Here is a 26,065-nt window from a genome sequence, read left to right as displayed (position 1 = left end):
TTCGAACTGTCGAAATTGGATGGTCCAGCTACATCATTACACCATCATCTCCTTCGTGTTATTAATGATGACAGGTGTTGCTCTGTTTTTGCCATACGTTCACGCCGCGCTGATATCGTACCTACCCGTTATCTATTACGTTCACATCGTGCTCGGCCTCATCTTCGGTGTGACCTTGCTGATACCACTGTTGACACAATGGCCGGTCGGGAAAGTGATTCGCCGTTTCGACTGGTTTTTTCCTCTGGTGTTTGGGACCGTCATCGTGGTGACGGGATTTTTCATTTGGCAAGTAACCCTATTTCCGACGACGTGGCGCGGCCTTGCATTCCACTGGCATGGTTGGATGTCGTACGCACTCTCGGCGTGGTTGCTTGTTCATGCAGTATATAAAGCGATAGGTTATCGACCTGCCAACGATGGCTTAAATGCACGCGAGGATCCAACGCGAAGACGATTCTTGCAGTGGTTCGGGACCGGGATTGTCGGCGCGGCTGTGTTCACCATTGTGGATCCAGTCGGATGGCTGACACGTTCGTTCAACGCCAGAAACGGGGAGGAAGGAACCAGCGACACAGCCACCGACTTTGCCGCCTACTACACAGTGACGGGGGGTTACCCAGTAACGGACTTGTCAACCTACCGGCTCAAAATCGATGGATTGGTAGCCCACCCGATGACATTGAAATGGAGCGACCTTATCGCCCTAGCGCCATTGCAGGAACAAGCCGACTTTCACTGTGTGACGGGATGGAGCGTGCCGAACGTCCAAAGGAAGGGTGTACATTTGAAGTCACTCATCCATTTGGTGAAGCCCTCACCACAGGCAAGCTATGTACACTTTTACTCGTTTGATGGTGTGTATACTGAATCCTTGTCGTTATCTGAAGCACTCCATCCCACCGTCATGTTGGCCTATCAGTTAAACGGCAAGCCCTTAAGCACAAAACAAGGTTTTCCGCTGCGTTTGGTCGTTCCAACAATGTACGGATACAAGTCCATCAAGTGGGTGAACAGAGTCGAGTTTAGCGATAAACCACTCGTCGGTTACTGGGAAGCACGGGGTTATTCGACTGAGGCCTACCTTGGAAAGGGGATGTAAACCACAGTTCCCAATTGCTCTCCAACGCAGTCGCCGTCTTGGGGATGTACAAGCCCATCTTGTATACTTTGTGCATGGGGCTTTGAAGGGAGCGTATGCAAATGACGAGTGAAATGTACAGTGAGCGCAGAAAGGCGTTATCCAAAGCGCTCGACAATCACTCCACGGTATTGTTGTTTTCCGGCACTGCACCGCACAAGTCTGAGGACGTCGATTATACCTACACCCCCAACCGCAACTTCTATTACCTGACCGGTATCACCCGTCCGAACATGATCTTGATGTTAACCAAGCAAGGGGAGTCGGTCACCGAAACGCTCTTCATTGAAGAAGCCAATCCGGTTCTGGAAAAGTGGATTGGCCGCCGCATGACGGTTGCAGAGGCAAAAGCCGTATCCGGCATTAATAGCGTCTATTTTCTTGATAGCTTTGAGGCGCAACTCGGCCGCCACCTGGCGAGGAAGCGCTGTGACGCTGTGTACCTGGACCTCGGTCGTGCTTCCTGGCAACAGCCGTTGTCGAAGGCACACGAATTCGCGGCGGAACTAACTCGCAAACACCCGTATCTGCAGATTCGGAATGTTCACCGAGAGCTGGCCAACCTGCGGCTCATCAAGAGCGAGGAAGAAATCAACAACATCCGCAAGGCGATTGACATCACGCGGCAAGGTATTGAAAACCTGCTCGCCAACGCCAAGCCTGGCATGATGGAATACGAGTTGGAGGCGTACTACGACTTCCCGCTCAAGCTCAACGGCGTGAAAGAGCCTGGGTTTACGTCCATCATCGCCAGCGGCCAAAACGGCGTCATTCTCCACTACGAGGAGAATGACCAGCAGACGAAAGATGGAGACCTCGTCCTGCTCGACCTGGGCGCTCAGTACAAATACTACAGCGCGGACATCAGTCGGACGTTCCCAGTCAATGGGAAGTTCACGGAACGCCAGAAACAGATCTACAACATCGTCCTGAACGCGGAAGAGGAACTCATCGCCGCCGTCAAGCCGGGTGTCACCTGGAAACAGTTGAACGACCTGGCGAAGCGGCTCCTTGCCGACGGGTTAAAGTCCCTCGGTTTGATTCAGGACGACGCGGAAATTTCGCGCTACTACTACCACTCCGTGGGACACCAACTGGGCCTCAACGTTCACGATGTCACCACGCTGGATGAAAACGATCCGCTGCAACCCGGTATGGTCATCACGATTGAACCGGGCCTGTACATCGAAGAAGAGTCCATCGGAATCCGCATTGAGGACGACGTCCTCGTGACGGAGAACGGACAAGAAAATCTGTCAAAACATATTCTCAAGACGGTCGAAGACATCGAAGCGTTCATGGCGAAAGCATCGAAGTAACTTGAGAGTCGGCCCGCCGGACACCCAACGGATGAATGGCGGGCTCTTTTGTGGAAAGATACGGATGAAAAACCCGCGATGACATGCCTGGTATCGCAAAAGGGGGGATGTCTGTGTTTCAGAAGTACGCGAGTTGGGTGTTTCGGCTGCGCTGGGTGATTGTCCCCATTTGGTTGGTCGTCATGGCCTTGGCGATTGCGCTTCTGCCCAATCTGCAAGCGGTCGTTGCGCGCCAGAACACCACCTATCTGCCGGACACCAATTCTGTGATTCAGGCACAAAAACTCGCAAACCAAGTGGATCCGGGAAAAAACGCCAAAACCACCGCCGTGATTGCAATTCAGCGCAGAAGTGGGCTGACGGATGCGGACGTACAGTATTTTGAGAATGGCTTGCAGTACTTGGAGCAGCACAAGAGCGCCTACGGCATTGTCACTGTCACAGACAAACGGAACACAGATTCCTCTCTTGCGTCCAAGTTCAGAAGCGGAGACAACACAACAGAACTCGGAACGGTTGGATTCAGCCACGGCGTGGGGGATCCAGAACTGCCAGATGACCTCGCGATGGTCAAGCAGGCGTTCTCGACGCCGCCCGCGGGTGCCCATGTGTATGTCACTGGGGATGCGCCCATTCAGGAAGAGGACATACAGATTTCTCAACAGGGGGCAGACAAGACGACGGTGGTCACCATCGTGCTGGTGCTCGTCATTTTACTCCTCGTTTTCCGGTCCATTCTGGCGCCCGTTCTCACCCTGGCTGCCATCGGGTTATCGTTCGTCTTGTCTTCGAGCATTGTGGCGGGCTTTGCAAAACTGGGATTGCCTGTGTCCACGTTTACACAAACGTTCTTGATTGCCGTGCTGTTTGGCGCGGGCACGGATTACACCATCATCCTCATCAACCGCTTTCGTGAGGAGCTAAGCCGCCATGGCGGGGACAAGCAAGCGGCGCTCATAGCGGCGTTTCAAGGCGTGGGGAAAACGGTCGTTTTCAGCAGTCTGACCGTCATCGTTTCTTTTGCCGCACTCGGGTTTGCGAATTTTGGGTTGTACAAGTCCGCGGTAGGCGTGTCCATCGGCGTGACCATCACGCTGGTGACGTGTCTGGCGTTCATCCCGGCATTGATGGGTATCTTGGGACCTGTCCTGTATTGGCCGCGAAAACCTGTCGGGGGTCATGCCCACGGAGACTCCAGAGTTTGGCGTGCGACGGCCCTAGTGTCCACTCGCTGGCCGTGGCGAACCATCCTCGTGTTGTTGGTCGTTCTGTTGCCAGTGGCGCTTTTGTTCGGCAGCGACAGGTCGTTCAATCCCATGTCCGACATTCCTCAGGCGCCAGCGGTCAAGGGGTTTCAGGCGGTTGCGCAGGCGTTTGGGCCGGGCGAGGCGCTGCCATCAACGATTGTGCTACATACCGACGGCAATCTCCGGTCTTCGGACGGGCTTGCCACGATTCAGAAACTATCCACCGCCATGGCGAACGTGCCTGGCGTGAAGGAAGTGGATAGCGCGACACAGCCGATTGGCAAGAAAATCACCGACTTTGAACTCAGTACCCAGAACCAGAAGGCGGCGGACGGTCTACACAAAGTTTCCAACGGCCTGACGACGCTGTCCAGTCAGTTGCTACAGAGCGCGCAACAAGCGCAGGATGGCATCTCTGGTGCAAAGTCGCTCGCCCAGGGCGCGCAACAGGTCCATGACGGCTTGCGAAGCGTGAACCAGGGCCTGTCTCAGTTGGCCGGAAGTGCGAATCAACTGAATCGCGGCGCGTCTCAGCTGTCTTCCGGCTTGTCGCTCGCTGCAGTGGGAGCCAACTCGGTGGCAGGAGGTGCCGAATCGCTGGCTGCGTCGCAACGAGAGCTATCTGATTTGGCCAGTCAGTTGAATTCCGGGTTACAAGCCTGGGCCGCGAAGCACCCGCAAGACGCGGCGGATCCTTCGTTCCAGAAGCTGCTGGGATTGGCCAGTGCACAGCAGTCCGGCAGCCAACAGGCCGCCAGTGGAGCGGTGACGGTAGCCGGAGGGGCGCAGGCCCTCGCAAAATCCATCGGGAAACTGCAACAAGGCGGTGAAGCGCTGAACCATGGACTCGGTCAGCTGTCACAAGGTGCGATGCAGTTATCTCAGGGAACGGCAAAACTCGCTGACGGCAGCGCGCAGGTGTCGAACGGTGTCGCGAAATTACCACCGTCCTTGCAGCAAACGGCCTCTGGGCTCCAGGCGGCTGGTCAGGGTGCGCGGCAGTTGGAAGACGGCGTGTCGCAAGTGAGGCAGTACTTGAGTGCCACCAAGTCGGCGGAAACGGCGGGAGATCCGGGGTTCCACGTCCCCGAGTCGGCGGTCACGTCCAATGCTGACCTTAGGAAAGCCATGGATGCCTACATTTCACCCGATGGACACATTGCGAAGTTCACGGTCATCTTGAGCCAGAATCCGTATTCTGCCGAGGCCATGGCCAATCTGGCCAGCATTCGGACCGCTGCGGAAACGGCGCTGCAGTCCAGTCCAATTCACACAGGGACCGTTCTCGCGGGCGGAACCACCGCGGTCCAAGAGGCGCTGAACGAAATTTCTGCGAAGGACTTCACGCGGACGATGGTCATCGTTCTGGCGGCGATTTTCCTGTTGCTCGTCGCCATGTTGAGATCTTTGATTGCACCGTTGTACATCATTGCGTCTTTGGCGGGAACTTACACGGTCACCATGGGCTGCCTGCAGACGATTGTCCTTCACGTCTTGCACAAGCCAGGGGTCTCGTGGGCTGTACCGTTCTTCGTGTTTCTCTTGCTGGTCGCCCTGGGCGTCGATTACAGCATGTTTCTGATGGCGCGCTTCGAGGAGGAGTACCTGCGGGGGATGTCGCCAAGCGATGCGATTCGGGAAGCGATGTCCAAGATGGGAAAAGTGATTTTCTCGGCGGCGGCCATCATGGCGGGGACGTTTGGCTCCATGATAGTGGCGGGCGTAGAGTCTTTAACGGAGATAGGGCTCTCCGTAGTGATGGGCTTGATTCTGTACGCCGCTGTCTTCCTGGCTTTCTTCATCCCAGCCAGCGTTCGCGTGGTCGGACGAGGCCACGGCTGGCCGTTCCGATTCGAGAAAACTGTCGCCAAGCACTTCCGGAGACCGGCGGAGGAATAATTCCGAGCCTGCAGGACCACTTTCGGCCCTCCACGCTGATATACTGGAGAAGAGCCATTCCATCGTAGGAGGCATTTTTATGCACAAATTAGCCCAACAGTTGAATGAGGCCATTGAAAGAGATACTCCACATGTGTACAACATGCTGTCGGACCTGGGACGGAAAATGTATTTTCCCAAGGAAGGCATCCTCAGCCAGTCTGCGGAGGCCAAGGCAAAGGCAACGAAGTTCAACGCAACCATCGGGATTGCGCTGGAGAATGGCCAGCCCATGCACCTGTCAGTCATTGCCGACCATTTGTCCGCCTTTTCCCCAAAGGATATATTTGACTATGCACCTCCCGCCGGGAAGCCGGAGCTGCGTTCCGCTTGGCGAAAAAAGCTGTTGGAGGAAAACCCCAGCCTGCGGGACAAATCGTTCGGAACTCCCATTGTGACGAACGCGTTGACCCATGGTTTAAGCATTGTCGCGGATTTGTTCGTCAATCCGGGCGATGCGGTCATCATACCGGACAAGAACTGGGAGAACTACGAGCTCAACTTCGGAACCCGTCGGGGCGCCGAGATGGTCTATTATCCGCTGTACAACGAACAACAGAAATTTAATGCGGCCGGCCTGCGCGAGGCCATTCTGGCGCAACGACCGAAAGGCAAGGCCATTGTCCTGCTCAACTTCCCGAACAATCCTACGGGATATACGCCCGGTGTAGAAGAAGGGAAGCAGATTGTAGAGGCCATTCGTGCGGGGGCGGAAGCAGGCATTGACATCGTCGCTGTGACAGACGATGCGTACTTCTTCCTGTTTTTTGAGGATTCCATGAAGGAATCTTTGTTTGGCTCTCTCTGCAACCTACATCCGCGCGTCTTGGCCGTCAAAGTGGACGGTGCCACCAAAGAGGAGTTTGTGTGGGGCTTTCGCGTCGGATTCATCACGTATGCCTCGGAAAGTGAAGCAACGCTCCAGGCCCTGGAACAGAAAACGATGGGATTGATTCGAGCCACGATTTCAAGCGGCGCCCATCCATCTCAAACGTTTGTGCTGCACGCGCTGAAGTCACCCGATTTCCCGGCGCAAAAAATGGAGAAGTTCCACATCATGAAGGGCCGTGCCAACCGTGTGAAGCAGCTGCTGGATTCCGGTAGATATCGCGACGCGTGGGATTACTACCCATTCAACTCCGGCTACTTTATGTGCTTGAAACTGAAAAAGGTGAACGCGGAAACACTGCGCGAACACCTTTTGAACAAATACGGAATTGGAACGATTGCCCTCGGTGAGACAGATTTGCGCGTTGCGTTCTCCTGCATTGAAGAGGAACACTTGCAAGAACTGTTCGACACCATCTACCAAGGCGCACGCGAGGTAGAGCAGGAATCCAGGGAATAGAAAGACAAGGTTTTGGCCCCCTCCGTATCCGAGAGGGGGCCAAACTTCTGAAATGGCACGCTGCAACGTATTGTAGACGGTGGGTAGATTACGCCTGATAGGCCGTCTCGAGGCCAATTTCAATCATCTGGTTCAAGGTGGTCTGACGCTCCTCGGCACTTGTCGCTTCGCCGGTTAGGACGTGGTCGCTCACGGTGAGGATGGTCAGTGCCTTGCGGCCGAACTTCGCTGCCAGGGTGTAGAGCGCCGCCGTTTCCATTTCCAGCGCTAACACGCCGTAATCGGCCCATTTGTGCACCGCGTCCATATCTTCGTTGTAGAACGTGTCTGCGGTAAACACATTACCGACTTTGATGTTCACCGCCTTCTGTTTCGCCACTTCATACGCTTTCAGCAGCAAATCGAAGTTTGCGGTAGGTGCAAAGTCAATATTTCCAAAGCGCACCCGGTTGATGGCGGAATCTGTTGAGGCGCTCATCGCCAGCACGAGGTCGCGCACTTTCATGTCCTTTTGAATGGCGCCGCACGTGCCAACCCGAATCAGGTTTTGCACGTTGTACTGTTCCATCAGTTCGTGCACGTAGATGGAGATGGACGGTACGCCCATTCCCGTACCTTGTACCGAGATCCTACGCCCTTTGTACGTCCCTGTGAATCCCAGCATCCCGCGCACGTTGTTGTACTGTACCGGGTTTTCCAGGTACGTTTCGGCAATGTACTTGGCGCGAAGAGGATCTCCAGGGAGAAGTATGGTATCGGCAATGTCGCCTGGTTTTGCTCCAATATGTATACTCATGCAAACGCTCCTCCTTGAAAGTGATTTCACAGACACCCTCAGACTATTGTACCACGGTCACGGAACTCGTTTTCGCCTGTGGGTGTAATGTTCCCATTTTTCTGCACTTGACAAGGGGGATTGTCACAAAACTGGTATAATCGGGCCAGGTGCAGAATGTCAGTGACCGACGGAATCGTGGTTTTTGCGAATCTATCGCGACAGGAAGGTGCCATGATGAAATTTTCCGAGATGAAGTACGAACGGCCGGACTTTGCCGCATTGGAAGCGGACTTTGAGCAGTTACTGAGCCAGTTTACCAATGCCAGCACGTTTACAGAACAAAATGAGGCGCTGCAGAAACTGACCGAGCTGCGCAATCATTTCGATTCGATGTACGAGTTGGTCTACATTCGTCACACGATGAACACAGAAGACGAGTTTTACGCGGCGGAACAAGACTATTTCGACGAGAAAAAGCCAGTCTACCAAGGCTGGGTTTCGAAGTTGTACAAAGCGATGATGGAATCCAGATTCCGCACAGAGCTCGAGGCAAAATGGGGACGCCAGCTGTTCGCCTTGGCGGAGTGCGCGGTCAAGTCGTTTGCGCCGGAAATCGTGGAGGATTTACAGCAGGAGAACAAGCTGGTCAGCGAGTACGTCAAGCTCACGGCGAGTGCGAAGATCCCGTTTGAGGGCGAGGATCGGACGTTGCCGCAACTGCACCCATTCCAACTGTCCACGGACAGAGACATGCGGAAGCGCGCATCGGAGGCGAAGTGGAACTTTTACAGCGAACACGAAGCCGAATTGGACCGAATCTTCGACGAACTCGTCAAGGTCCGGACCCGGATGGCACACAAACTTGGATTCAAGAACTACGCGGAACTCTCATACCTGTTGATGAATCGCACGGACTACAACGCGGAAATGGTGAAAGCGTTCCGCGACCAGGTTCGTGATGTGATTGTGCCGGTGGCGACCAGGCTGCGGGATCGGCAGCGTGAGCGAATTGGAGTGGACACACTCCGGTATTACGACGACGAGTTCATGTTTCCATCAGGCAATGCCGCGCCGAAGGGCAATCCGGAGTGGATTGTCGAGAACGGGCGCCGAATGTATCAGGAACTGTCGCCGGAGACGGACGAATTCTTCCGCTTTATGATGGACAACGAACTGCTGGACCTTGTCAGCAAGAAGGGGAAAGCGGGTGGTGGATACTGCACGTACATCGCAGAGTTCAAGGCGCCGTTTATCTTCTCCAATTTCAACGGCACGTCCGGAGACATCGACGTCTTGACGCACGAGGCCGGACACGCCTTCCAGGTCTATCTGAGCCGCGACTACGAGGCGCCCGAATACCATTTCCCGACGTATGAGGCGTGCGAAATTCACTCTATGAGTATGGAGTTTTTCACCTGGCCGTGGATGGAATTGTTCTTCCAGGAAGACACGGAGAAGTACAAATACGCGCACCTGACGCACGCGCTGTTCTTTGTACCGTACGGCGTGGCTGTGGACGAGTTTCAGCACATGGTTTACGAGAACCCTGACCTATCTCCGGCGGAGCGAAAGAAAGTGTGGCGCGACCTCGAGAAAAAGTACCTGCCCCACCGCAAGTACGAAGGCAACGACTTCCTCGAACGCGGGGGATTCTGGTTCCAACAGCGGCACATTTTCAACTCGCCGTTCTACTATATCGATTACACGCTGGCGCAGATTTGCGCGCTTCAGTTCTGGAAGAAGATGCACGAAAACCGCGAGGCAGCATGGGCGGACTACGTCCACTTGTGCAAGCTGGGTGGCAGTAAGTCGTTCCTTGAGCTGGTGAAGGAAGCAAACTTGGTTTCGCCGTTTGAAGACGGGTGCATCGCGTCTGTCATCTGCGACATCGAGGCCTGGCTCAACCGCGTGGACGACCAGGCGCTGTAAAGCCGCGAATGCAGGTGGTGATGGCGAAGGCCGCGAACAAGATGAGCCACGGCTCGACGGGCGCACGCATTCGGTCCCACGCGGGGAAGAGAAAGAACAGCCCGATGTAGTACAACGCGACGAACAGCCCTAACAACGGCCTCCGGTCTCGCCGTCGGAACACGGACAGGACTTGTAGGACAACGCCGATGGCAGCGAGCAGAAGGACGCACCGATATTCGGCCAGCGACAATCCGCGGATGGTTTCGTGGAATGTCTTGCTGACCGGAGGAATGGAGTGCCCCATGGACCAGTTGTCGGCGTTGTCTACACCTTGGAACAGGTGGTACCACTTCACGAACCCGAGCCGGATGGTGGCTCCAGGGTGTTCTGAGATATACGTCCACGCCATATGGCTGGCTTTTTGATTGTCCGCCACTTCGTTTTCCACGTATTGCAGAAACGGATTCTCTGTTGGATTGGACGGCCAATAGTACGCGCCGTTGGCATACGGGTTGTTTCCCTGCCACAGGTTGACGCCGCCATTGGTAGATACGAGGACCAAGTGGTGAAAGTGAATGTAGTTGCGGACGGTGACGGGCGAAATGGTGACGCACATAGCGGCCACCACCACCAACGCGTATTTCACGCTCTTCCAAAACCCGATGCGGTTCAACAACAAGTACAGAAACAGTGCGCCGGGGGCCAGCAGGGCGACTGGACGCACCACGCACGCGAGTCCCAGCGTAACGCCAGATGCAACCCACATGAGCAGGCTTGTCCGCGGAAGTGGGTTGCACACCCACAAGTAGTAAGACAGAAAGAACAGGAACGTAAACAGCATCTCGGAGCACAAGACGCTGGACCACTCAATGTGCGGCAAGTACAAGGCCATCAAGAGGCCGCCAATCCACCCAGCGAAACGGCCGAATTGTCGGTATGCTGCCGCGTACACGAGGCTGGCAGTCAACGCACTGAGGCAGATGTTGGCCAGCACGCCGGAAAGCCAGTGAACGCCAAATGCGGCGTAGACAACAGACAGAAACAGCGGGTATCCAATCGGGAAGTACGCTGTTGGACGACCGTGGAACTGGTATCCCTGCCCGTGAAGGATGCTGATGGCTTCGTTTTGATACCATAGAAAGTCAGACTGCGGCATGGGGTGAACGTACGCAATCCACGCCAATCGCACCGCGAATGCAACGACGAAAACCACCCACGCTCCAGCCGTCTTCCATTCATGTTTCACTCCATCCAACAGACTTCGCACAACGGTACCTCCTGATGTTGTATCCACAACTGCACAATACTCTCATTCTCGTCATCATTCGACAAAGATCAAGCGTTTCGTTTCAAGCCTCACCATCATTCGCCACGTGCGTCCGTTTTCCCTGTCCCGGTCATTCCCCGCGCGTGAATCGGCCGTTGGAACTTTCCACACCAAAGCGCCGTGGGAAATGGCGACGGGGTGACCGCAGACTTTGTCGATGGCCCGCACGACCACGTCCGGCAAGGCTTCATCGGGCGTGTTTGGATAGTACAGCAGGCGCCTCGCCCCGAGACCAGGCAAGTCCATATGCAGAATCTGAAGGGCATCCGCTTCAGTCAACCTGTCCCACGCGAGGCGAGACATTTCTCGCAGGGCTGCTTGTCTCTGCAGTGTATTTGCCGTGTACCCGTAGGGATTCACCATGGGAAACACGAAACCACTCTCCGCATTCGCCTGCATCACCACGGACGGATCCGGTGTCAGCACCAGCGTCGGTTGCCCGTGCACGGCCTCTGCAACAGGATTTCCTGGTTGGAGGGCTGCAGCGGCATCCGGGGTGTCGGTCGTCGGGAAAGGCGTCTCCGGGAACCAGGTGACGAGCACGCCGGCGACGGCTATCCAAACCACGGTGTGCCCGAACAGGGTATTGTTCCTTCGCAACCACGTTTCCCCAGCAGTGACGAGCAACACGATCACCAGGATGTCCCCGTACAGCATCAAACGGGACGGAATGGCACTGTTGATGAACGGCACGTGCTGGAGAAAACTCCACGGCAACCAGATGTCCGTGCGCTGTCCAGCGATGTGGAGGTGGGGACCCATCGACAGCAGCGCGGTGAGGATGACAGTGACCCAGGCGGATCTGGCAAACGGCCGTTTGTACCAAAGGGGCAGCGCAAGAACGAGAAGGAGGAGACAGATGATGCCAAGGTATCCGTTGTTTTCCCAATAGTTTCCCGTATAGTGCAAGGACACAGCCGTCGTGTAGGCAGAATGCAGCGCATACACGGGGGTAGGCAGGATGAAGTTCAGCAAGTCGTTGACGTACAGGTCTTCCTTGAGCAGATGCCCCTGCGGCCGGTCGGCGCCAAAGAGCAGGGTATAGACTCCGGGGGCGGCCAACACCACAAACGTCACCGCCGCTGCCATCAGAGACGGCCGCGGGGTGAAGCATAGAAGACGAAGTCTGGTGGGGCCACCCACAACGACGTGTACGAGAACAAAGATGGCCATGACAAGAACGAATGTGGTGAATATCTCAATGGACGTGTAGAACTGACAAATGGCCAGCAGACCTAGCACAACCCCGTACGGAACAGGTCTGCGTACACCTCTCATGCAGCCAGCGACGAGCCACCACATCAGCGCCAGCGGAACCGCGGTAAACCACAAGTGTAGGTGAAACAGCGACTGGGCGGTGGAGTACGGGAGAATCCCCATCAGCACACCGCCCACCACGGTGAGCCAGCGGCGCACGGAAAACAGCGCCAGCAGTTGCTGGCCGAGCCAGCAAGCGAGGACAAAATTCAACACCCACAGGGCGTTGTACAGAAACGTCGCATTCACCAGGACGGTGAGCCAGCCGAAGAGGAATGAGATGCTGAAAATTGATGTATTCCACATCAAGTTTTGGCCGTAGGGCGCATTGAGCCACTCCGTTTGAAGTGGATTTTGCCCGTGTGTCAGGGCGTACCAAAACCAGTGCAAGTACCACATGAACTGCTGGGGATCTCCTGGCCCGCCAAGGAAGCGGCGAAACGGATCCTGCAAAGCATTGCTGGCGATGGAAACAGCCAGGACAAGATACAGGACGCAAATCCACAACTGGTGACGGAACCGGATGGACGTGTTCGGCAGGCGCGCGGAAAACATGAGAAAGCCTCCATAGGATGATAGAACTCCATTAGAATATATTCTGAAGAAAGTGAATGTACAAGGAAGGGGTACAGCCATGACTCAGCGGATTGCACCGTACGGAAGTTGGAAGTTCCAACCCGGCGCCCCCTTAGGGGGATCCGCTTGCGGTATGATGGAAACGAAGGCAAATGCGAATGAAGTGGCGTGATGCATGTGAAAGCTCATGATGAGGTTGCCATCCGGGACGCGCTCGGGAGAGCCTTACGGGATCTGCGGATCTCAATCACAGACCGATGTAATTTCCGGTGCACATACTGCATGCCGAAAGAAGTGTTTGGCAAGGACTATCCGTTCTTGCCACAGCACGCCGTCCTGACTTTCGAAGAGATTGTCCGGGTGGTGCGGCTGTTTGAGCGACTTGGTGTGCGTAAGATCCGGCTGACGGGCGGGGAGCCGCTGCTCCGGCGCGATGTGGAGCGCTTGGTGCGCATGATTGCGGAAGTCCCCGGAATTGACGATATTGCCATGACCACGAATGGATCGCGGTTGACTTATGAGAAGGCGGCAGCACTGAAAGCAGCGGGGCTGCGGAGAATCACCGTGAGCTTGGATTCATTGGACGACGGTGTGTTTCAGGCGATGAACGACGTGTCATTTCCGGTGGACAGAGTGCTGCAGGCCATAGACGCTGCTGCGAAGGCTGGGTTGTCGCCTGTCAAAATCAACATGGTTGTGAAGCGTGGTGTGAACGAAGACAGTGTGGTGCCGATGGCGGAGCGGTTCCGCGGGACGGGCCACGTGGTACGCTTCATTGAATATATGGATGTCGGTAACAGCAATGGCTGGCGGATGGAGGACGTGGTGACTGCGGACGAGATTTTGTCCATGATTCATCAGCGTTGGCCGCTCGAGCAGATACCGGCACGGACCGCGGGGGAGGTCGCAACGCGCTACCGCTATCTCGATGGCCAAGGGGAAATCGGCATCATCGCCTCCGTCACGAAGCCGTTCTGCGGCGGATGTACACGGGCCAGGATGTCTTCGGATGGGCAGTTGTACACGTGTTTGTTTGGCGGAAAGGGGCACGATGTGCGAGCGTGGCTCCGCTCGGGGATGTCGGACGACGAGATTCTGGAACGGATTGCCTCCGTCTGGTCTCACCGGAATGACCGATATTCAGAAGTGAGAACATCTGAGACAGCGCGCTTACCACGCGTAGAAATGTCGAAGATTGGAGGTTAGTCAGTATGGCATTTGCTAGAAAAGTCGCAATTGTAACGGGTGCCGCTCGAGGGATTGGCAAGGCGGTTGCTGCAAAGTACGCCGAGTCTGGCGCCAACGTGGTGTTGGTGGATATGGATGCGGAGACGTTGGCAGAGACGGGTCGTCAACTTCGAGAAGTGGGTGGCAGCTGTATCACGCAAGTGGGAGATGTCGCGAATCCGGGTGACATCACGGCGTTCGTAGAGACGACTGTGCGTACGTTCGGGCGCTTGGACATCCTCATCAACAACGCCGGCATTGGCTTGTGGAAATCCCCATTCGATGTGGACGTGGCGGAATGGGACAGGGTCATCAACGTGAATTTGCGGGGGACGTTCCTGGCGTCCCGAGAGGCTGCGAAAGTGATGCGGACCACGGGCGGGGGTGCCATTGTCAACATTGCGTCCACGCGCGCACTGATGTCTGAACCGAACTCCGAGGCGTACGCCGCCACGAAGGGCGGCATTGTAGCCTTGACGCATGCGTTGGCCTTGTCACTTGGCGAGTACCGCATTCGTGTCAATGCCATTAGCCCAGGTTGGATTGAAACCGGGGACTATTCGCAACTCCGCAAGGTGGACCATGAGCAGCACCCTGCTCGACGCGTGGGCACACCGGACGACATTGCTCGCGCCTGCCTGTTTTTGACGCACCCGGACAACGATTTTATCACCGGGGAAAACCTCGTGGTGGACGGCGGGATGACGAAAAAGATGATCTATGAACCGTAGACATGCGAACGACAGGATTCGGCACCCTCTGGGATGAGAGGGTGCCTTTTTCACACTCAACTTCCGTTTGGCACATTGGTCAGCGTAATTCCTTTGACTACGCCCGTCTTCAGCTGTCCAGTGCTCTGATCTGCAAACTGAATGGTGACGGTTCCCGAAGTGCTACCAGTGGCGACCACGAAGTCGCCTGCCCGGAGTCTGGCGATGACTGTGGAGGAGTTCGATGCGCTGTACACCGGGACAGACACCTGAGACGGCGAATTCATATTCGCCACAGGCAGTCGATACACGTTTTTGAACGATACATCGTTGCCATTCACCCAACCTAGTCCGGGGATGTGGTACCAATCTATGGCGGTGCCGCCTGCCATGCCAATCTTCATTTGATCAATGTCGACCACTGTGCCCGGAGCGAGCTGTTGCACGCCTGCACCAATTTTCAAACTTTGCCACATGTTGAAGTCACAGATACCCGTCACCGTTCCTAGTGAAGCCTGGTACTGTTTTACGGCGGCTTCCGTCATCGGTCCAAACTTTCCGTCCGTGTCCAACTGCGTCCCCAGCTGTTGATTGAGAGCTGCCTGTAGCGTCGCCACGTCATCCCCTTGGTCCTTTAACTGCAATGGCCTCGTGAACATCTGTTTCACGCCGCTCGCCATGTCTGGGTAGACTGGCAGACTGTTGTAATACGGGGTGTGCTGTACAACACCTTTCGCTCCGTTTAGGTAGTAGACCGGTTCGGCCGTAGTCGGCGGAGCCGGTGCCGACGTGGACGTGTTTGGTGGATACTGCGTGTAACGGGTCTCGTTGTCGCCAAGGTCGATAGCGAACTGGTTCATGACATTGCCAATGGCGTTCGCCCAATTTTTGTCGGATGCGTAGTTCTGCTGCATACCCGCGAGCGTAGGCGTTTTCCATTAATCACAACGTTGACCGACCCACTCTTTGCGACGAGATTCAGATTCACGCTCTGAGACTGCTTCGTCTTGAGCGTCCAGACCTGCGGGGTGTGTGAGCCATTCCAGCTATTCTGAATGCCAATAGCCGTCAACATGTTCTGAACATAGTACAAGGGCATGTACGTGGTGCCGTTGTAAGTGAAGGCATTTGGACTTGAGTATTCGCGGGTGTTTACGACGATATGTGTGATCCGCATGGCCTGTGTGGATGCCAGTGCGGCCTGGGGGAATAGCGTCATTCCCAACGTGGCGAGAGACAGTGCCGCCACTTGAGATCTCCGATACGGCATGTTGTTAATTCACACTCCCATACCCCTTTTCCTACCACTTCTATCCATATGAATGAAATCCTCCTGTCTTTCATGGAATTTCCTCGCTGCTAGTGGTTGTACCAGCGCTCCATGCGAGGTATAGTATGACGTGTTACCTTTCATAGAACCCGTTACCGAACGGAGGCGAAGGCCGTCGAAGCGGGTGTCGTGCCGATATCGCAGATTTCCGTGAGTTTTTTTGTTGCGTTTTTGCTTTAGCTCGCTAATGTAGTAAACAAATCAAGCGGTCCGCCGCATGATTTTTGAGGAGGATATCGATGAGTAACGGGAAGCTTGGAATCTGGGTGCTGACGGCATTGGTCGTTGGCAATATGGTTGGATCAGGTATTTTTATGCTGCCTGCTACACTGGCCAAAGCAGCGAGTCCAGCAGGTGTCCTGTTGGCTTGGGGCGTGACGGGACTAGGCGTCCTCATGCTGGCGCTCGTGTTTGGGAGCTTGGCCATTCGCAAGCCGACGCTGAAGGGTGGACCACAGGCGTACGCTAAGGAGCTCTTCCGTGAAGGGACACGCCGATCTGATCTTGCGGGATACATGGTTGCCTGGGGATACTGGGCCGCCAACTGGGCAGGGAATGTCGCCATCATTACCACCTTCGCAAGTTACCTGTCCACGTTTTTCCCCATCATGACGAGCAGCGCGACGTGGTTTCGCCTAGGCGGATTTACGGTCACCGTCGGCCATGGATTGACGTTTCTCGTCTGCACAGCGCTCCTGTGGGGTGTTCACGCTCTCATCATGGGTGGCGTGGAAGGCGCGGGCAAGGTCAATTTCATTGCGACTGCCGCGAAAGTGCTTGGGTTTGTGTTCTTTATTGGAATCTGCTTGTTTGCGTTCGAGAAGAGTAATTTGTTGCCGTTGTTTCAGCCCCGAGCGGCATCGAACGGCACTCCGCTCGGCTTGTTCGGCCAAATGAACAATGCGGCGCTGGACACACTCTGGGCGTTCGTGGGCGTGGAGTCCGCCATCGTCCTGTCATCTCGCGCACGGAAGGCGAGGGACGTCAAGCTGGCGACACTGTTTGGACTGCTGATTGCACTTGCGATATACGTCGGGATTACGTTACTGGCCATGGGGGCTTTGCCGCAACACGAGTTGATGAATACGGACAAGCCGCTGATTGACGCGCTGGATCACGTGATTGGATCCGCAGGCGGGTACGTGATGGCGGTCCTCGGATTGATCTCGCTCACCGGATCCGCCATTGGTTGGATCCTCTTGAGTGCCGAAGTGCCATATCAGGCAGCGCGCGATAACATGTTCCCTCGGTGGTTCTTGAAGACAAACCGCCGTGGCGCGCCGAAAGCGTCGCTCATCGTCACCAACTTGATGGCGCAAGTCCTGATTTTTTCAACCCTTTCGGATTCCATGGCAGGCGCATTTAACTTCGTGATTACACTGGCGACACTGTCGTATCTGTTGCCGTACGTGGTTGCCTCCATCTACCACGTTGCGCTGGTCGTGAGGGGAGAAACGTATGCTGAGAATCCGCGTGGTCGTGTGGTGGACGGTATCATTGCAGTACTGGCCACGGTGTACTCATTGTGGGTGGTGAAGGCGGGATCGGCCGATTTGAAGACGTTCCTGCTGGGCGTAGCGATGCTCGTATCTGGTTTGGTGTTCTTCCCGCTGGTGCCGAAGTCGGACAATCGTCCCGAGCAACGCCCGTTTTCGTCCGAAGTTGGCGCATCCTCCTCGGCCCGACCATAGAGTATGTAGAAGGCTCCTCGCGGGGGCCGATACACACTCAAGGAGGGTGCACAGTGTCAAAGCCGGTAAAACGTACCGCCAAAAAAGGCAAAATCAGCGTGTCCAAGCCAAGTGCAACTCCGGCCAACCAGGACCCGGTCGGCGCATCCACGACGTCGACGCAAGGCGGGAAGCCACTAAATACACTGAAGCAGAACTTGACTGGCAAACGGAAGGCCATTTTTGAGATCCTGGATGACGTGAAAAAAGTCCGGCCGGAGCAGTGGCAAGATCCAAATCAAGTCGAGCAGTTGGCGAAAAACTTTGCGAACAAACTGGGGTTGCCTGTGCCGGAACAACGAATTAAGCAATTCGTCAATGCGTATAAAGACGCGACGAAAAACGGGCCCTCCGCCAACGTGGATGAACTGGTCCAGAAGTACGGACAGAACGTTGACGAACAGACATTGAAAGAGATCAAGAAGTTTATCCCGAAAACGAAGTGAATCTATGTTGGAATAGCAAAGAAAGTGCGGCGAAGCGATTTCGCCGCACTTTCATTTGTTTTGAGTGGAGGGTTCTTCTGTGCTGGTCTGTTCACTGTCGTCGGACTTGAACAGATGTGCCCCGACGGGCGAGTTCATCAAAGCCATGAGGATGTTTGTAAAGTCCTCAGTCTTCAGGTTCTTGCCTTTCGACTTGATGAGTTTGTCGAGTACGCCGGTTTCCTTCAGCGAGTTCGATGTCAGGAAGATGGTGTCCAGCAGTTGATCCGCCTGGTGTAAGTACTGCATCCAATTCTTAACCATGGTGCGCAAATTGCCGACCGTCTTCAGTGACTCCTGTAAGTTTTTTGGAGACAACAACTTGGACAGATTTCCCTTGCTCTTGGTTGCTTCTGGTTTTGCCGGTGCAGAACGCCGTTTGGCCGGACCGGATTTGCGTTTCGGTCGCCTTTTCCCTGACGACGGGCGGGATGTTCTTTGCAGCTGGCTTTTCGCCAACTGGATATCCGCCAGAATCTGTGACCGCTTGGTGTTGTAGCCTGGTACGGACGGATCCAGGCTGTTCAGTCTGCGCCGAAGTTTGCGTATTTCCATGCTCGCTGGTCGGCTCGAAGTTTTTGCACCCACGGGTAACCACCTCCTTACCCCGCGATGTGGGAAGGTGACTACGATATTCTATTGGTCCGGCGCGCCGTTGGTGCGAGCCGACAACAGTATAAGGAAGATGACCAGAGGAACAATATGGGGCGAGGGGGAGATGACATGCAGCGCGAGAGATCACTGCACTCCAAATACGGCGGAGTTCACTTCATTCAACTCAAACACGCCCGGGACATCAACGAATTCGTCCGGAACCTCCCGGCCGACAAAAAGGACAGTCTGTTTGAAGTGATGCAGGAATTGCACAACCACGGCTACATTCAAATTGCCAACGACGGCGAATGGATGGACCCAGGGGCAGAGATTCATCCCATCCATTGACTACACGAATTTCAAGTGCTGTAACCGAAAGGGAGCCGAACCTCGTTCAATCGAGGTTCGGCTCCCTGGAAGATGGATTGTTTATACCGAATCTCTTCCGTTCCCTTCCTCAAGACAATCTGCTGAGGAATTGGCGGATTCTTTGCACAGCTGTCCCGATGTTCTCGAAGGACGTCGCATAAGAGAGCCGGATGTTGTTGGGGGCTCCAAACGCTTCGCCAGGCACCGCGGCCACGAGATCTTGCTCCAGCAAGAGTTCGCAGAAGTCAGTGGCCGAGGAGATTACCTTGCCTTCTAACTCCTTGCCAAACAGTTCACTGATGTCCGGGAACACGTAGAAGGCACCATCCGGTGTCAGGCAGCGCACACCCGGCATGGATTGCAGTTCGCGGACGAGGTAATCGCGTCGGCGTTGAAATTCTTCGACCATCTCTGGTTGAAACGATTGGAGTGCGACCACGCCCGCGGCTTGCGAGATGGTAGAGGGGCTGCCTGTTCCATGGCTTTGCAGGCTGCTGATGGCCTTCGCGACATCCACAGGCGCGGCGGTGTAGCCGAGGCGCCAGCCGGTCATAGCAAACGCCTTCGAGAAGCCGTTGACGACAATGGTGCGGGACCGTAGCTCTGGCACCAGTGCCGCGATACTGTGATGCCGCGTGTTGTATACGAGCCGTTCGTAAATCTCGTCCGTGACGACGTACACGTCGTATCGCGACAGCACCTCGCCTAGTGCACGCAACTCGGCCTCCGAATAGACGGCGCCCGTCGGGTTGTTGGGCGAGTTGATGACGACCGCCTTTGTCTTTGGCGTAATGGCCGCTTCCAACTGTTCGGGCGTCAGCTTGTAACCGGACTGTTCACCGCACGAAACCACCACGGGCACGCCGCCAGCCAGACGGATTTGCTCCGGGTAGGAGACCCAGTAGGGGGCAGGCAAAACCACTTCGTCTCCATCGTCACAAATTGCCAGGAAAATGTTGAACAGCGCGTGCTTACCGCCGGAGGACACAACAATCTGCTCCGGTGTGTACTGCAGTCCGTTTTCCACCATCAATTTGGACGCAATCGCCTTTCTCAGTTCCAGAGTTCCGGCAGCTGCGGTATACCGGGTATTGCCCTCTGTGATGGCTTGAATGCCGGCGAACGACGCCGGCACGGGTGTATCGAAATCCGGTTCGCCAACGCTCATGTTGACCACCGGTTTTCCTTCCTTGAGCAGGGCTTTGGTTTTGGCGTCGACGCTCATGGTCGCTGACGGGGTAATGTTTCGCACGCGGCTGGAGATCCGGTGATGCATCTCTCCACACTCCTCTCCTATACACCAAAGGGAATCTATGCTTTGGACAACCATCCGCAGGTTGACGCCATTTTAGCACAATTCCGAAGGGTGCCGCTCAGAACCAGTGTGGAAGCCACGACTTGTACCACGGCCGTTTGTGGGCGCTATCTTCCGGCGTCGCGTGCAGAGGACAGGGTTGCTCTGGTTCCGTACCGCGCGCGAAATAGTCGGCTTCGGTCACGCTGCACTTGTCGGTTGCCAGTCCTGCTGTGACGGGGTCAATCACCTTGCGCACCAGCCCGCCAGGGGGCTTGAACCAGTCGGAAGGCAGCCGCTGCTGCGCGGTCCCCATAAATTTCGCCCAAATCGGCGCGGCCAAGTGGGACTCCGTGAGCGTGAGGGGGCGATTGTCGTCATAACCCACCCAGACGGCGCAGACCAGTTTTGGTGTGTAGCCGACCATCCACACGTCCGACTTGGTGGTCCCCGTCTTTGCCGCAGCCACACCGTGCAGATACTGGCGTGCAGAGTAGCCGGTGCCGTGCGGCTCGAACACGCTCGTCAGCAAATCGGTCATCTGAAACGCCACTTGTCTCGACAACGCTTTGTCCGCTTTCGGGTGGGACACCCACACGTCGCCGGTCTTGTCGTCGCGCACTTCGCTCACGGTAAACGGCGTCACGCGATAGCCGCCGTTGGCCAGTGTTGCGTAGGCAGTGGCCACTTGCAGCGGACTCGTCGGGAACACCCCCAGTGCCAGCGACGGATAGGGTTTCATCTGGGAATCAATTCCCATCCGATGCGCGGTATTCAGGACGGTGTCCGGTCCTACGTCGAGGTTGGTCGTGACCGCGTACACGTTGTCTGAACGTGCAATCGCTTCGCGCATGGTCAACGGGCGATGTGCGTAGAATTCGCCATAATCGTGGACGGTGTACAGCTTATCTTGGTCGTACATAAATGTAGTGACTTCACTGTTCACCTGCCGCGCCGGCGTCCACCCGTGTTCCAGGGCGGCCGCGTACAGCATGGCTTTAAAGGTAGATCCTGGCTGGCGCTCCGCGAATACGCGGTTGTACGGGGACGACCCGTAATCGCGGCCGCCGACCATCGCTTTGATGGCGCCGGTTTGTGGATCGAGCGCGACCAGAGCTGCCTGAAGGCCCTTGGTGCCTGTCAGTGTGGTGGAAATGGCGCGTTCGGCCGCCTGTTGCAACAGCGGGTCCAGCGTCGTCTTGATGCGCAGGTCACCGCGGTACAGGTCGTCCGGGCTGAGGTGGAAGTTTTGCTCCGCTTCCGCAACTGCCGTCGACGTAAAGTACGGCGCACGCTGCACCGGGGTGTGGAAGGTACTCAACTGAAGGGGTTCCTGAAACGCCTTGTCCGCCTCGGCCTGTGAGATGTGACCGGTCTGCACCATTCGAGTCAGCACGGTGTGCTGGCGTTGCTTCGCCAACGTCATGTTGACGAGCGGCGAGTACAGGCTCGGCCCCTTCGGCAATCCCGCCAGCATCGCGCACTCTGCCAGGTCCAGGTTCTGCACTGACTTGTTGAAATACAGGTGCGCGGCCGCGTCCACCCCGTAAGCCCCGTGCCCGTAGTAGACCGCGTTGAGGTATTCCTCGAGAATCGAATCCTTGCTCTCGTGCAATTCGAGCTGGATGGCGTAGAGTGCCTCGCGCAATTTGCGCGTTATGGTCCGGTCTTGACTCAGGAACAGGTTTTTCGCCAGTTGTTGTGTAATGGTGGATCCTCCCTCGACCACCTTCCCCCGGCGCATATCCACCACTAGAGCGCGCCCAATGGAGAGTGGGTTGAACGCCAGGTGGTGATAGAAGTTGGCGTCTTCCACCGCAATGGTCGCGTTGCGTAGAGCTTGGGGAATCTGTGACAAGGGAACGTGCATGGAGCGGTCGCCTTTGAGCGTCCACTCGGCGAGCCGCTGGCCGTCCGCGCTGTCGATGTGGGTCGGATTGACCATGATTCCGTCGGGGAGTGGGGTCATGCGCAGACACACCAAGAGGGCGGTCATGCCCCCGAATCCGCACACGAGCGGCAGCGCAAGGTACTTGCTCCACCACGGCAAGTTCCGCCACCAGCCACCGTTCCTGTAGTCTGCATTCGATTTTTCTTCTGGCGAAATGCTTGGTTGTTGGGTCGACAAACCAAATCCTCCTCCGTATACCAATCGGTATTATGCCCGGGCTCTGTTTTCCCATGCGAGTTAGGGGAGGATTTGGATGCGTATCTCGTTTGGAAATACGGCAAGAAGCGGCGTTTACCCAAGTGACAGGTTTGGTATAATACATCACGGCTAAATAAAGGAGGGCGCCCCATGACAAAGTCAGAACTGTGGTTCACGGAATTACAGAACGAGAATTTGACGATTGGACTTCGAATTAACAAGATTTTACATAGTGAACAAACTGAATATCAGACGATGGACGTGGTAGAGACCGAGCAGTACGGCACCCTGTTGGTGCTCGACGGCTGCGTGATGACCACCGACAAGGACGAGTTTGTCTACCACGAGATGATGGCGCACGTCGCACTGCACACGCACCCGAACCCGAAGAGCGTGCTCATTGTGGGCGGTGGCGATGGCGGCGTGATTCGCGAAGCCATTAAACATCCGTCTGTGGAGCGCGCAGTGCTTGCCGAAATCGACGGCCGCGTCGTGGAAGTGTCCAAGCAGTACTTCCCGAACATCGCGTCTGGCTTGTCGGACCCGCGCGTGGACGTCCAGATTACGGACGGCATTAAGTATGTGGAGAATCACCCGGGCGAGTTTGACGTCATTTTCATCGATTCCACCGACCCGATTGGCCCAGCGGTCGGTCTCTTCGCGAAGCAGTTCTACGAATCGGTGTCGCGCGCGCTGAAAGACGACGGGCTGTTTGTGGCGCAGACCGAGTCGCCGTTTATCAACCAGGACCTGATTCAAAAGGTCCAAGGCGATGTGCGTGACCTGTTCCCGATTACCGAACTGTACCTGGCTTACGTGCCGACGTACCCGACCGGCATGTGGAGCTTCACGATGGGCAGCAAGAAGTACCATCCGCTCCGCGACCAACAGCCGATTCGCGTGACGGATACGAAATACTACACAGAACAGGTGCACAAGGCTGCTTTCGCCTTGCCGCGCTTCGTAGAGGAGCTTATTCAGAAATGACCATCAAAGCGTTTGACCCGGCGTACTCTGGCAACGTGTTCATCGGCGCGACCGGCGACTTTGCCAGCGCGCAGGCTGTGATTTACGGCATGCCCATGGATTGGACGGTCTCTTTCCGATCCGGCACTCGCCTTGGCCCAGCTCGTATTCGCGAAGTTTCCATCGGTCTGGAAGAGTACAGCCCGTACCTCGACCGGGACTTGTCTGACCTCCGCTACTTTGACGCGGGGGACATTCCGTTGCCGTTCGGCAACGCGCAAAAGAGCGTCCAGCAGATCTACGAGTTTGTTAAAGGGGTGTACGCGGCGGATAAGTTCCCACTGGGACTGGGCGGCGAACACCTCGTGTCCTGGGGGAGCATTCGCGCCGCGCGGGACAAGTACCCGGATCTGCGCGTGATTCATATTGACGCCCACACAGACCTGCGCGAGCACTACGAAGGTGAGCCGTATTCTCACGCCACCGTCATTCGCAAGGTATGCGACGACATCGGTCCAGACAGGGTCTATCAGTTTGGCATCCGCTCAGGCACGCGGGAAGAGTTTCAATGGGCGCGTGAAAACACGCACTTCTTCCCATTTGACGTCGCCGCACCGTTGGAGAAAGTGCTGCCAGAATTGCAAGGGTATCCAGTCTACGTGACGTGGGACATCGACGTGATGGATCCGGCGCACGCACCGGGCACAGGTACTGCCGAACACGGCGGCATTGATCCGCGGGAGGCGTTCCGTACGATTCAGCTGCTTGGGCAACTGAACGTGATTGGCTTTGACCTCGTCGAAGTCGCGCCGCAGATAGACCCGAGTGAGCTATCCCAAATTCTCGCAGCGAAGCTCGTACGCGAAGCGCTGCTCGCGTTTGTGAAGTAACGGATGTACTGGCTGGCGGAAGAAGAGTTTGCGCATACCGTGACGTTGGTGTGGGAACGCACATCTCGCAGTGTTTCAGGGGACACACAAGTCGAGACAGACGCAGAGACAGAGCGGGCGGCGGTGTCGGACGCGGTGTGGCGGCAGAAGGGGGACACGCACTACCTGACCTTCGCAGACCCTGCGTCCGGTGACGGAGCAGCCGCGGGGAAAACCGTCCTGCGGTTTCAGCCGGGCGAGCTGGTGCTGACCCGATTCGGCGACGTCACCTGGAACCACACCTTCGAACCTGGCCAGACTCGGCAGTCCACCATGCGCATGGGTGGTTTTTGGCTGGATGTGGAGGCCAAGACCCACGAACTCGATGTCCATGTGGAACCGAGCGGGGGACGCATCTCTCTCTCCTATCGCATGGATGTGGGCGGTGTCACCCAAGAGGTTCACCTGCAACTTCAGTTTCGCGAGGGGGCGACCGGAGACGACCGCACACACGCGTAAAGACCCAAAGCTCGCACAGCTGATGGAGCGGATGCGCTGCGAAATCGCGCGCGAACTTGGGTTAGACGCCGCCTACACTGGCGACTTCGGCAACGTGTCCAGCAAAGATTGCGGCGTCTACGGGCGCTTGCTCCAGATGCGTGCGAAGGAATTGGTTGAGGGGTGCACCGATGACGGGGGTTAAGCAGATCTCGCTGTTCAGCTTCGTCTCTTCTTTTCGTTCCATGCGTTCGTTCAAAAGAGCATGCACGGAAAACAGGACCCACGCGAAAAGCGGGGTCCTGTTTTCACAAAGAAGGCATGTGTAAGGGAGCTGCTGTTTCCACTCACCAGGGGATGTTGGGACCCGAGTTGTCCCTTTTCACATTGAAGTTTGGATTGTACACAACACGGCTGCAGAACGCCATGTAGCACAGGAGAACGAGGATTGCAATCCCTGCGAACAGGTCCAGAATCGGAATGAGAATGCCGACGTACAACAGCAACCACCACAGGCTGATACCGAACGCTTTGTACAGGCGAATGACAATGATAATGCCGAGCACGGCGGGTACAAGGTCCAAAAGGACTGCTAGGAAAGCCAATACGCCGGAATTTCCGGCCATCGCCAACATGGCTAAAATGGGGGGGACAATCATCCAGAGAATGTGTATCCGTCGAATCTTCACCGTGTCAAACAGCGGCCACAGGTGTCCAATCGGGATCCAAGCCAACCATGGGTGGTTCACGTTGGCCTTACGGAACAACTTGTAGTTCACAAGGCCCATGAAGACGTAGACGGCAATCAACAAGAGAAGCCATACGACGATGGCACCTGCGATAAATCCACCTAGTGCCGCCGCCAAGCCCATATCCGGCGTTGAATACATACCCTTCTACTCTCCCTCCTTTGTGTTGTCGGTGCATGACCCTACACTCCCATCATCCTATGGGTGTACTGTGACGAGTAGACCAAGGTGCTGAAAAATTGTCATATGCTGA

At 56.0% G+C, this 26,065-nt stretch carries 22 protein-coding genes; 14 read left to right on the top strand and 8 right to left on the bottom strand.

Translation table 11 applies throughout. The features are described from left to right. The first annotated feature begins 88 nt into the window (after positions 1-88). From YWK_RS18100 to YWK_RS0103290, 4 genes are all read left to right on the top strand, one after another. Positions 89-1,102 carry a molybdopterin-dependent oxidoreductase gene (locus YWK_RS18100; RefSeq protein WP_245578496.1) on the top strand — a complete coding sequence of 338 codons (1,014 nt, stop codon included), beginning with the start codon at positions 89-91 and terminating at the stop codon, positions 1,100-1,102. Positions 1,103-1,203: 101 nt separating this feature from the next. Beyond that, on the top strand, positions 1,204-2,460 hold the full coding sequence (locus tag YWK_RS0103300) for an aminopeptidase P family protein (protein ID WP_026963677.1): 1,257 nt from the start codon (positions 1,204-1,206) through the stop codon (positions 2,458-2,460). A gap of 113 nt (positions 2,461-2,573) precedes the next feature. Then, the gene (locus YWK_RS18095) at positions 2,574-5,606 is read left to right on the top strand and encodes an MMPL family transporter (protein ID WP_051375029.1); all 3,033 of its coding nucleotides are present in this window, start codon (positions 2,574-2,576) and stop codon (positions 5,604-5,606) included. 79 nt (positions 5,607-5,685) lie between these two features. Beyond that, positions 5,686-6,993, top strand: coding sequence for an aminotransferase class I/II-fold pyridoxal phosphate-dependent enzyme (locus YWK_RS0103290; protein ID WP_026963676.1), 1,308 nt, complete (start codon positions 5,686-5,688; stop codon positions 6,991-6,993). 88 nt (positions 6,994-7,081) lie between these two features. On the opposite strand, the gene deoD is transcribed toward YWK_RS0103290, so the two are convergent. Further along, positions 7,082-7,789, bottom strand: coding sequence for a purine-nucleoside phosphorylase (gene deoD, locus YWK_RS0103285; protein WP_026963675.1), 708 nt, complete (start codon positions 7,787-7,789; stop codon positions 7,082-7,084). Positions 7,790-8,005: 216 nt separating this feature from the next. On the opposite strand from deoD, the gene YWK_RS0103280 reads away from it, so the two are divergent. Continuing rightward, positions 8,006-9,700 (top strand): M3 family oligoendopeptidase, encoded by a 1,695-nt coding sequence (locus YWK_RS0103280; RefSeq protein WP_026963674.1) that lies wholly within the window; start codon positions 8,006-8,008, stop codon positions 9,698-9,700. Here the strand turns inward: YWK_RS0103280 and YWK_RS18090 are convergent. Together YWK_RS18090 and YWK_RS0103270 are read right to left on the bottom strand one after the other, a co-directional pair. Next, positions 9,672-10,949: an ArnT family glycosyltransferase gene (locus YWK_RS18090; protein WP_051375027.1), complete on the bottom strand. Its 1,278-nt coding sequence runs from the start codon at positions 10,947-10,949 to the stop codon at positions 9,672-9,674. The two genes, YWK_RS0103280 and YWK_RS18090, sit on opposite strands and share 29 nt — an antisense overlap. A 54-nt stretch (positions 10,950-11,003) precedes the next feature. Beyond that, positions 11,004-12,821, bottom strand: a complete 1,818-nt coding sequence (locus tag YWK_RS0103270) for a DUF6311 domain-containing protein (protein ID WP_026963673.1) — start codon at positions 12,819-12,821, stop codon at positions 11,004-11,006. A 192-nt stretch (positions 12,822-13,013) separates the two neighbouring features. Here YWK_RS0103270 and moaA point away from each other — a divergent pair, with 192 nt between their 5' ends. After that, complete coding sequence (moaA, locus tag YWK_RS0103260; RefSeq protein WP_051375025.1) at positions 13,014-14,048, top strand: GTP 3',8-cyclase MoaA; 1,035 nt, start codon at positions 13,014-13,016, stop codon at positions 14,046-14,048. Between the two features lie 5 nt (positions 14,049-14,053). Next, positions 14,054-14,800 carry an SDR family NAD(P)-dependent oxidoreductase gene (locus tag YWK_RS0103255; RefSeq protein ID WP_026963671.1) on the top strand — a complete coding sequence of 249 codons (747 nt, stop codon included), beginning with the start codon at positions 14,054-14,056 and terminating at the stop codon, positions 14,798-14,800. 56 nt (positions 14,801-14,856) lie between these two features. On the opposite strand, the gene YWK_RS0103250 is transcribed toward YWK_RS0103255, so the two are convergent. Continuing rightward, entirely contained in the window at positions 14,857-15,693 is an 837-nt protein-coding gene (locus YWK_RS0103250) for a peptidoglycan-binding domain-containing protein (protein WP_026963670.1), read from the bottom strand. A 655-nt stretch (positions 15,694-16,348) separates the two neighbouring features. On the opposite strand from YWK_RS0103250, the gene YWK_RS18085 reads away from it, so the two are divergent. Together YWK_RS18085 and YWK_RS0103240 are read left to right on the top strand one after the other, a co-directional pair. Then, the gene (locus YWK_RS18085; protein ID WP_051375023.1) at positions 16,349-17,800 is read left to right on the top strand and encodes an amino acid permease; all 1,452 of its coding nucleotides are present in this window, start codon (positions 16,349-16,351) and stop codon (positions 17,798-17,800) included. 53 nt (positions 17,801-17,853) lie between these two features. After that, positions 17,854-18,285, top strand: coding sequence for a hypothetical protein (locus YWK_RS0103240; RefSeq protein WP_051375021.1), 432 nt, complete (start codon positions 17,854-17,856; stop codon positions 18,283-18,285). Positions 18,286-18,336: 51 nt separating this feature from the next. Here YWK_RS0103240 and YWK_RS18080 read toward each other — a convergent pair whose 3' ends face one another. Beyond that, positions 18,337-18,912, bottom strand: coding sequence for a hypothetical protein (locus tag YWK_RS18080; RefSeq protein ID WP_051375019.1), 576 nt, complete (start codon positions 18,910-18,912; stop codon positions 18,337-18,339). A gap of 135 nt (positions 18,913-19,047) precedes the next feature. Here YWK_RS18080 and YWK_RS0103230 point away from each other — a divergent pair, with 135 nt between their 5' ends. After that, complete coding sequence (locus tag YWK_RS0103230) at positions 19,048-19,266, top strand: hypothetical protein (protein WP_026963668.1); 219 nt, start codon at positions 19,048-19,050, stop codon at positions 19,264-19,266. 109 nt (positions 19,267-19,375) lie between these two features. On the opposite strand, the gene YWK_RS0103225 is transcribed toward YWK_RS0103230, so the two are convergent. Both YWK_RS0103225 and YWK_RS18075 read right to left on the bottom strand, forming a co-directional pair. Then, complete coding sequence (locus YWK_RS0103225) at positions 19,376-20,563, bottom strand: pyridoxal phosphate-dependent aminotransferase (RefSeq protein ID WP_026963667.1); 1,188 nt, start codon at positions 20,561-20,563, stop codon at positions 19,376-19,378. Positions 20,564-20,660: 97 nt separating this feature from the next. Then, positions 20,661-22,709: a transglycosylase domain-containing protein gene (locus YWK_RS18075; RefSeq protein ID WP_245578495.1), complete on the bottom strand. Its 2,049-nt coding sequence runs from the start codon at positions 22,707-22,709 to the stop codon at positions 20,661-20,663. A 171-nt stretch (positions 22,710-22,880) separates the two neighbouring features. Here YWK_RS18075 and speE point away from each other — a divergent pair, with 171 nt between their 5' ends. The 4 genes from speE to YWK_RS22805 are packed head-to-tail and all read left to right on the top strand — an operon-like array spanning position 22,881 to position 25,268. Beyond that, positions 22,881-23,717 carry a polyamine aminopropyltransferase gene (gene speE, locus YWK_RS0103215; RefSeq protein ID WP_026963666.1) on the top strand — a complete coding sequence of 279 codons (837 nt, stop codon included), beginning with the start codon at positions 22,881-22,883 and terminating at the stop codon, positions 23,715-23,717. Next, positions 23,714-24,586, top strand: a complete 873-nt coding sequence (gene speB, locus YWK_RS0103210; protein ID WP_026963665.1) for an agmatinase — start codon at positions 23,714-23,716, stop codon at positions 24,584-24,586. The genes speE and speB overlap by 4 nt, the downstream gene beginning before the upstream one ends. A 3-nt stretch (positions 24,587-24,589) precedes the next feature. Then, positions 24,590-25,084: a YwiB family protein gene (locus YWK_RS0103205; RefSeq protein WP_026963664.1), complete on the top strand. Its 495-nt coding sequence runs from the start codon at positions 24,590-24,592 to the stop codon at positions 25,082-25,084. After that, entirely contained in the window at positions 25,002-25,268 is a 267-nt protein-coding gene (locus tag YWK_RS22805) for a small, acid-soluble spore protein, alpha/beta type (protein WP_425387170.1), read from the top strand. Before YWK_RS0103205 ends, YWK_RS22805 begins: the two co-directional genes overlap by 83 nt. 142 nt (positions 25,269-25,410) lie before the next feature. Here YWK_RS22805 and YWK_RS0103195 read toward each other — a convergent pair whose 3' ends face one another. Continuing rightward, on the bottom strand, positions 25,411-25,953 hold the full coding sequence (locus YWK_RS0103195; protein WP_156909021.1) for a hypothetical protein: 543 nt from the start codon (positions 25,951-25,953) through the stop codon (positions 25,411-25,413). Positions 25,954-26,065: the final 112 nt, after the last annotated feature.

This window comes from Alicyclobacillus pomorum DSM 14955, from assembly GCF_000472905.1.
GTDB classification, from domain to species: Bacteria; Bacillota; Bacilli; order Alicyclobacillales; family Alicyclobacillaceae; genus Alicyclobacillus_A; species Alicyclobacillus_A pomorum.
Note: the sequence above shows the minus strand (reverse complement) of the source record. Positions and strands in the feature narration are given on the sequence as shown.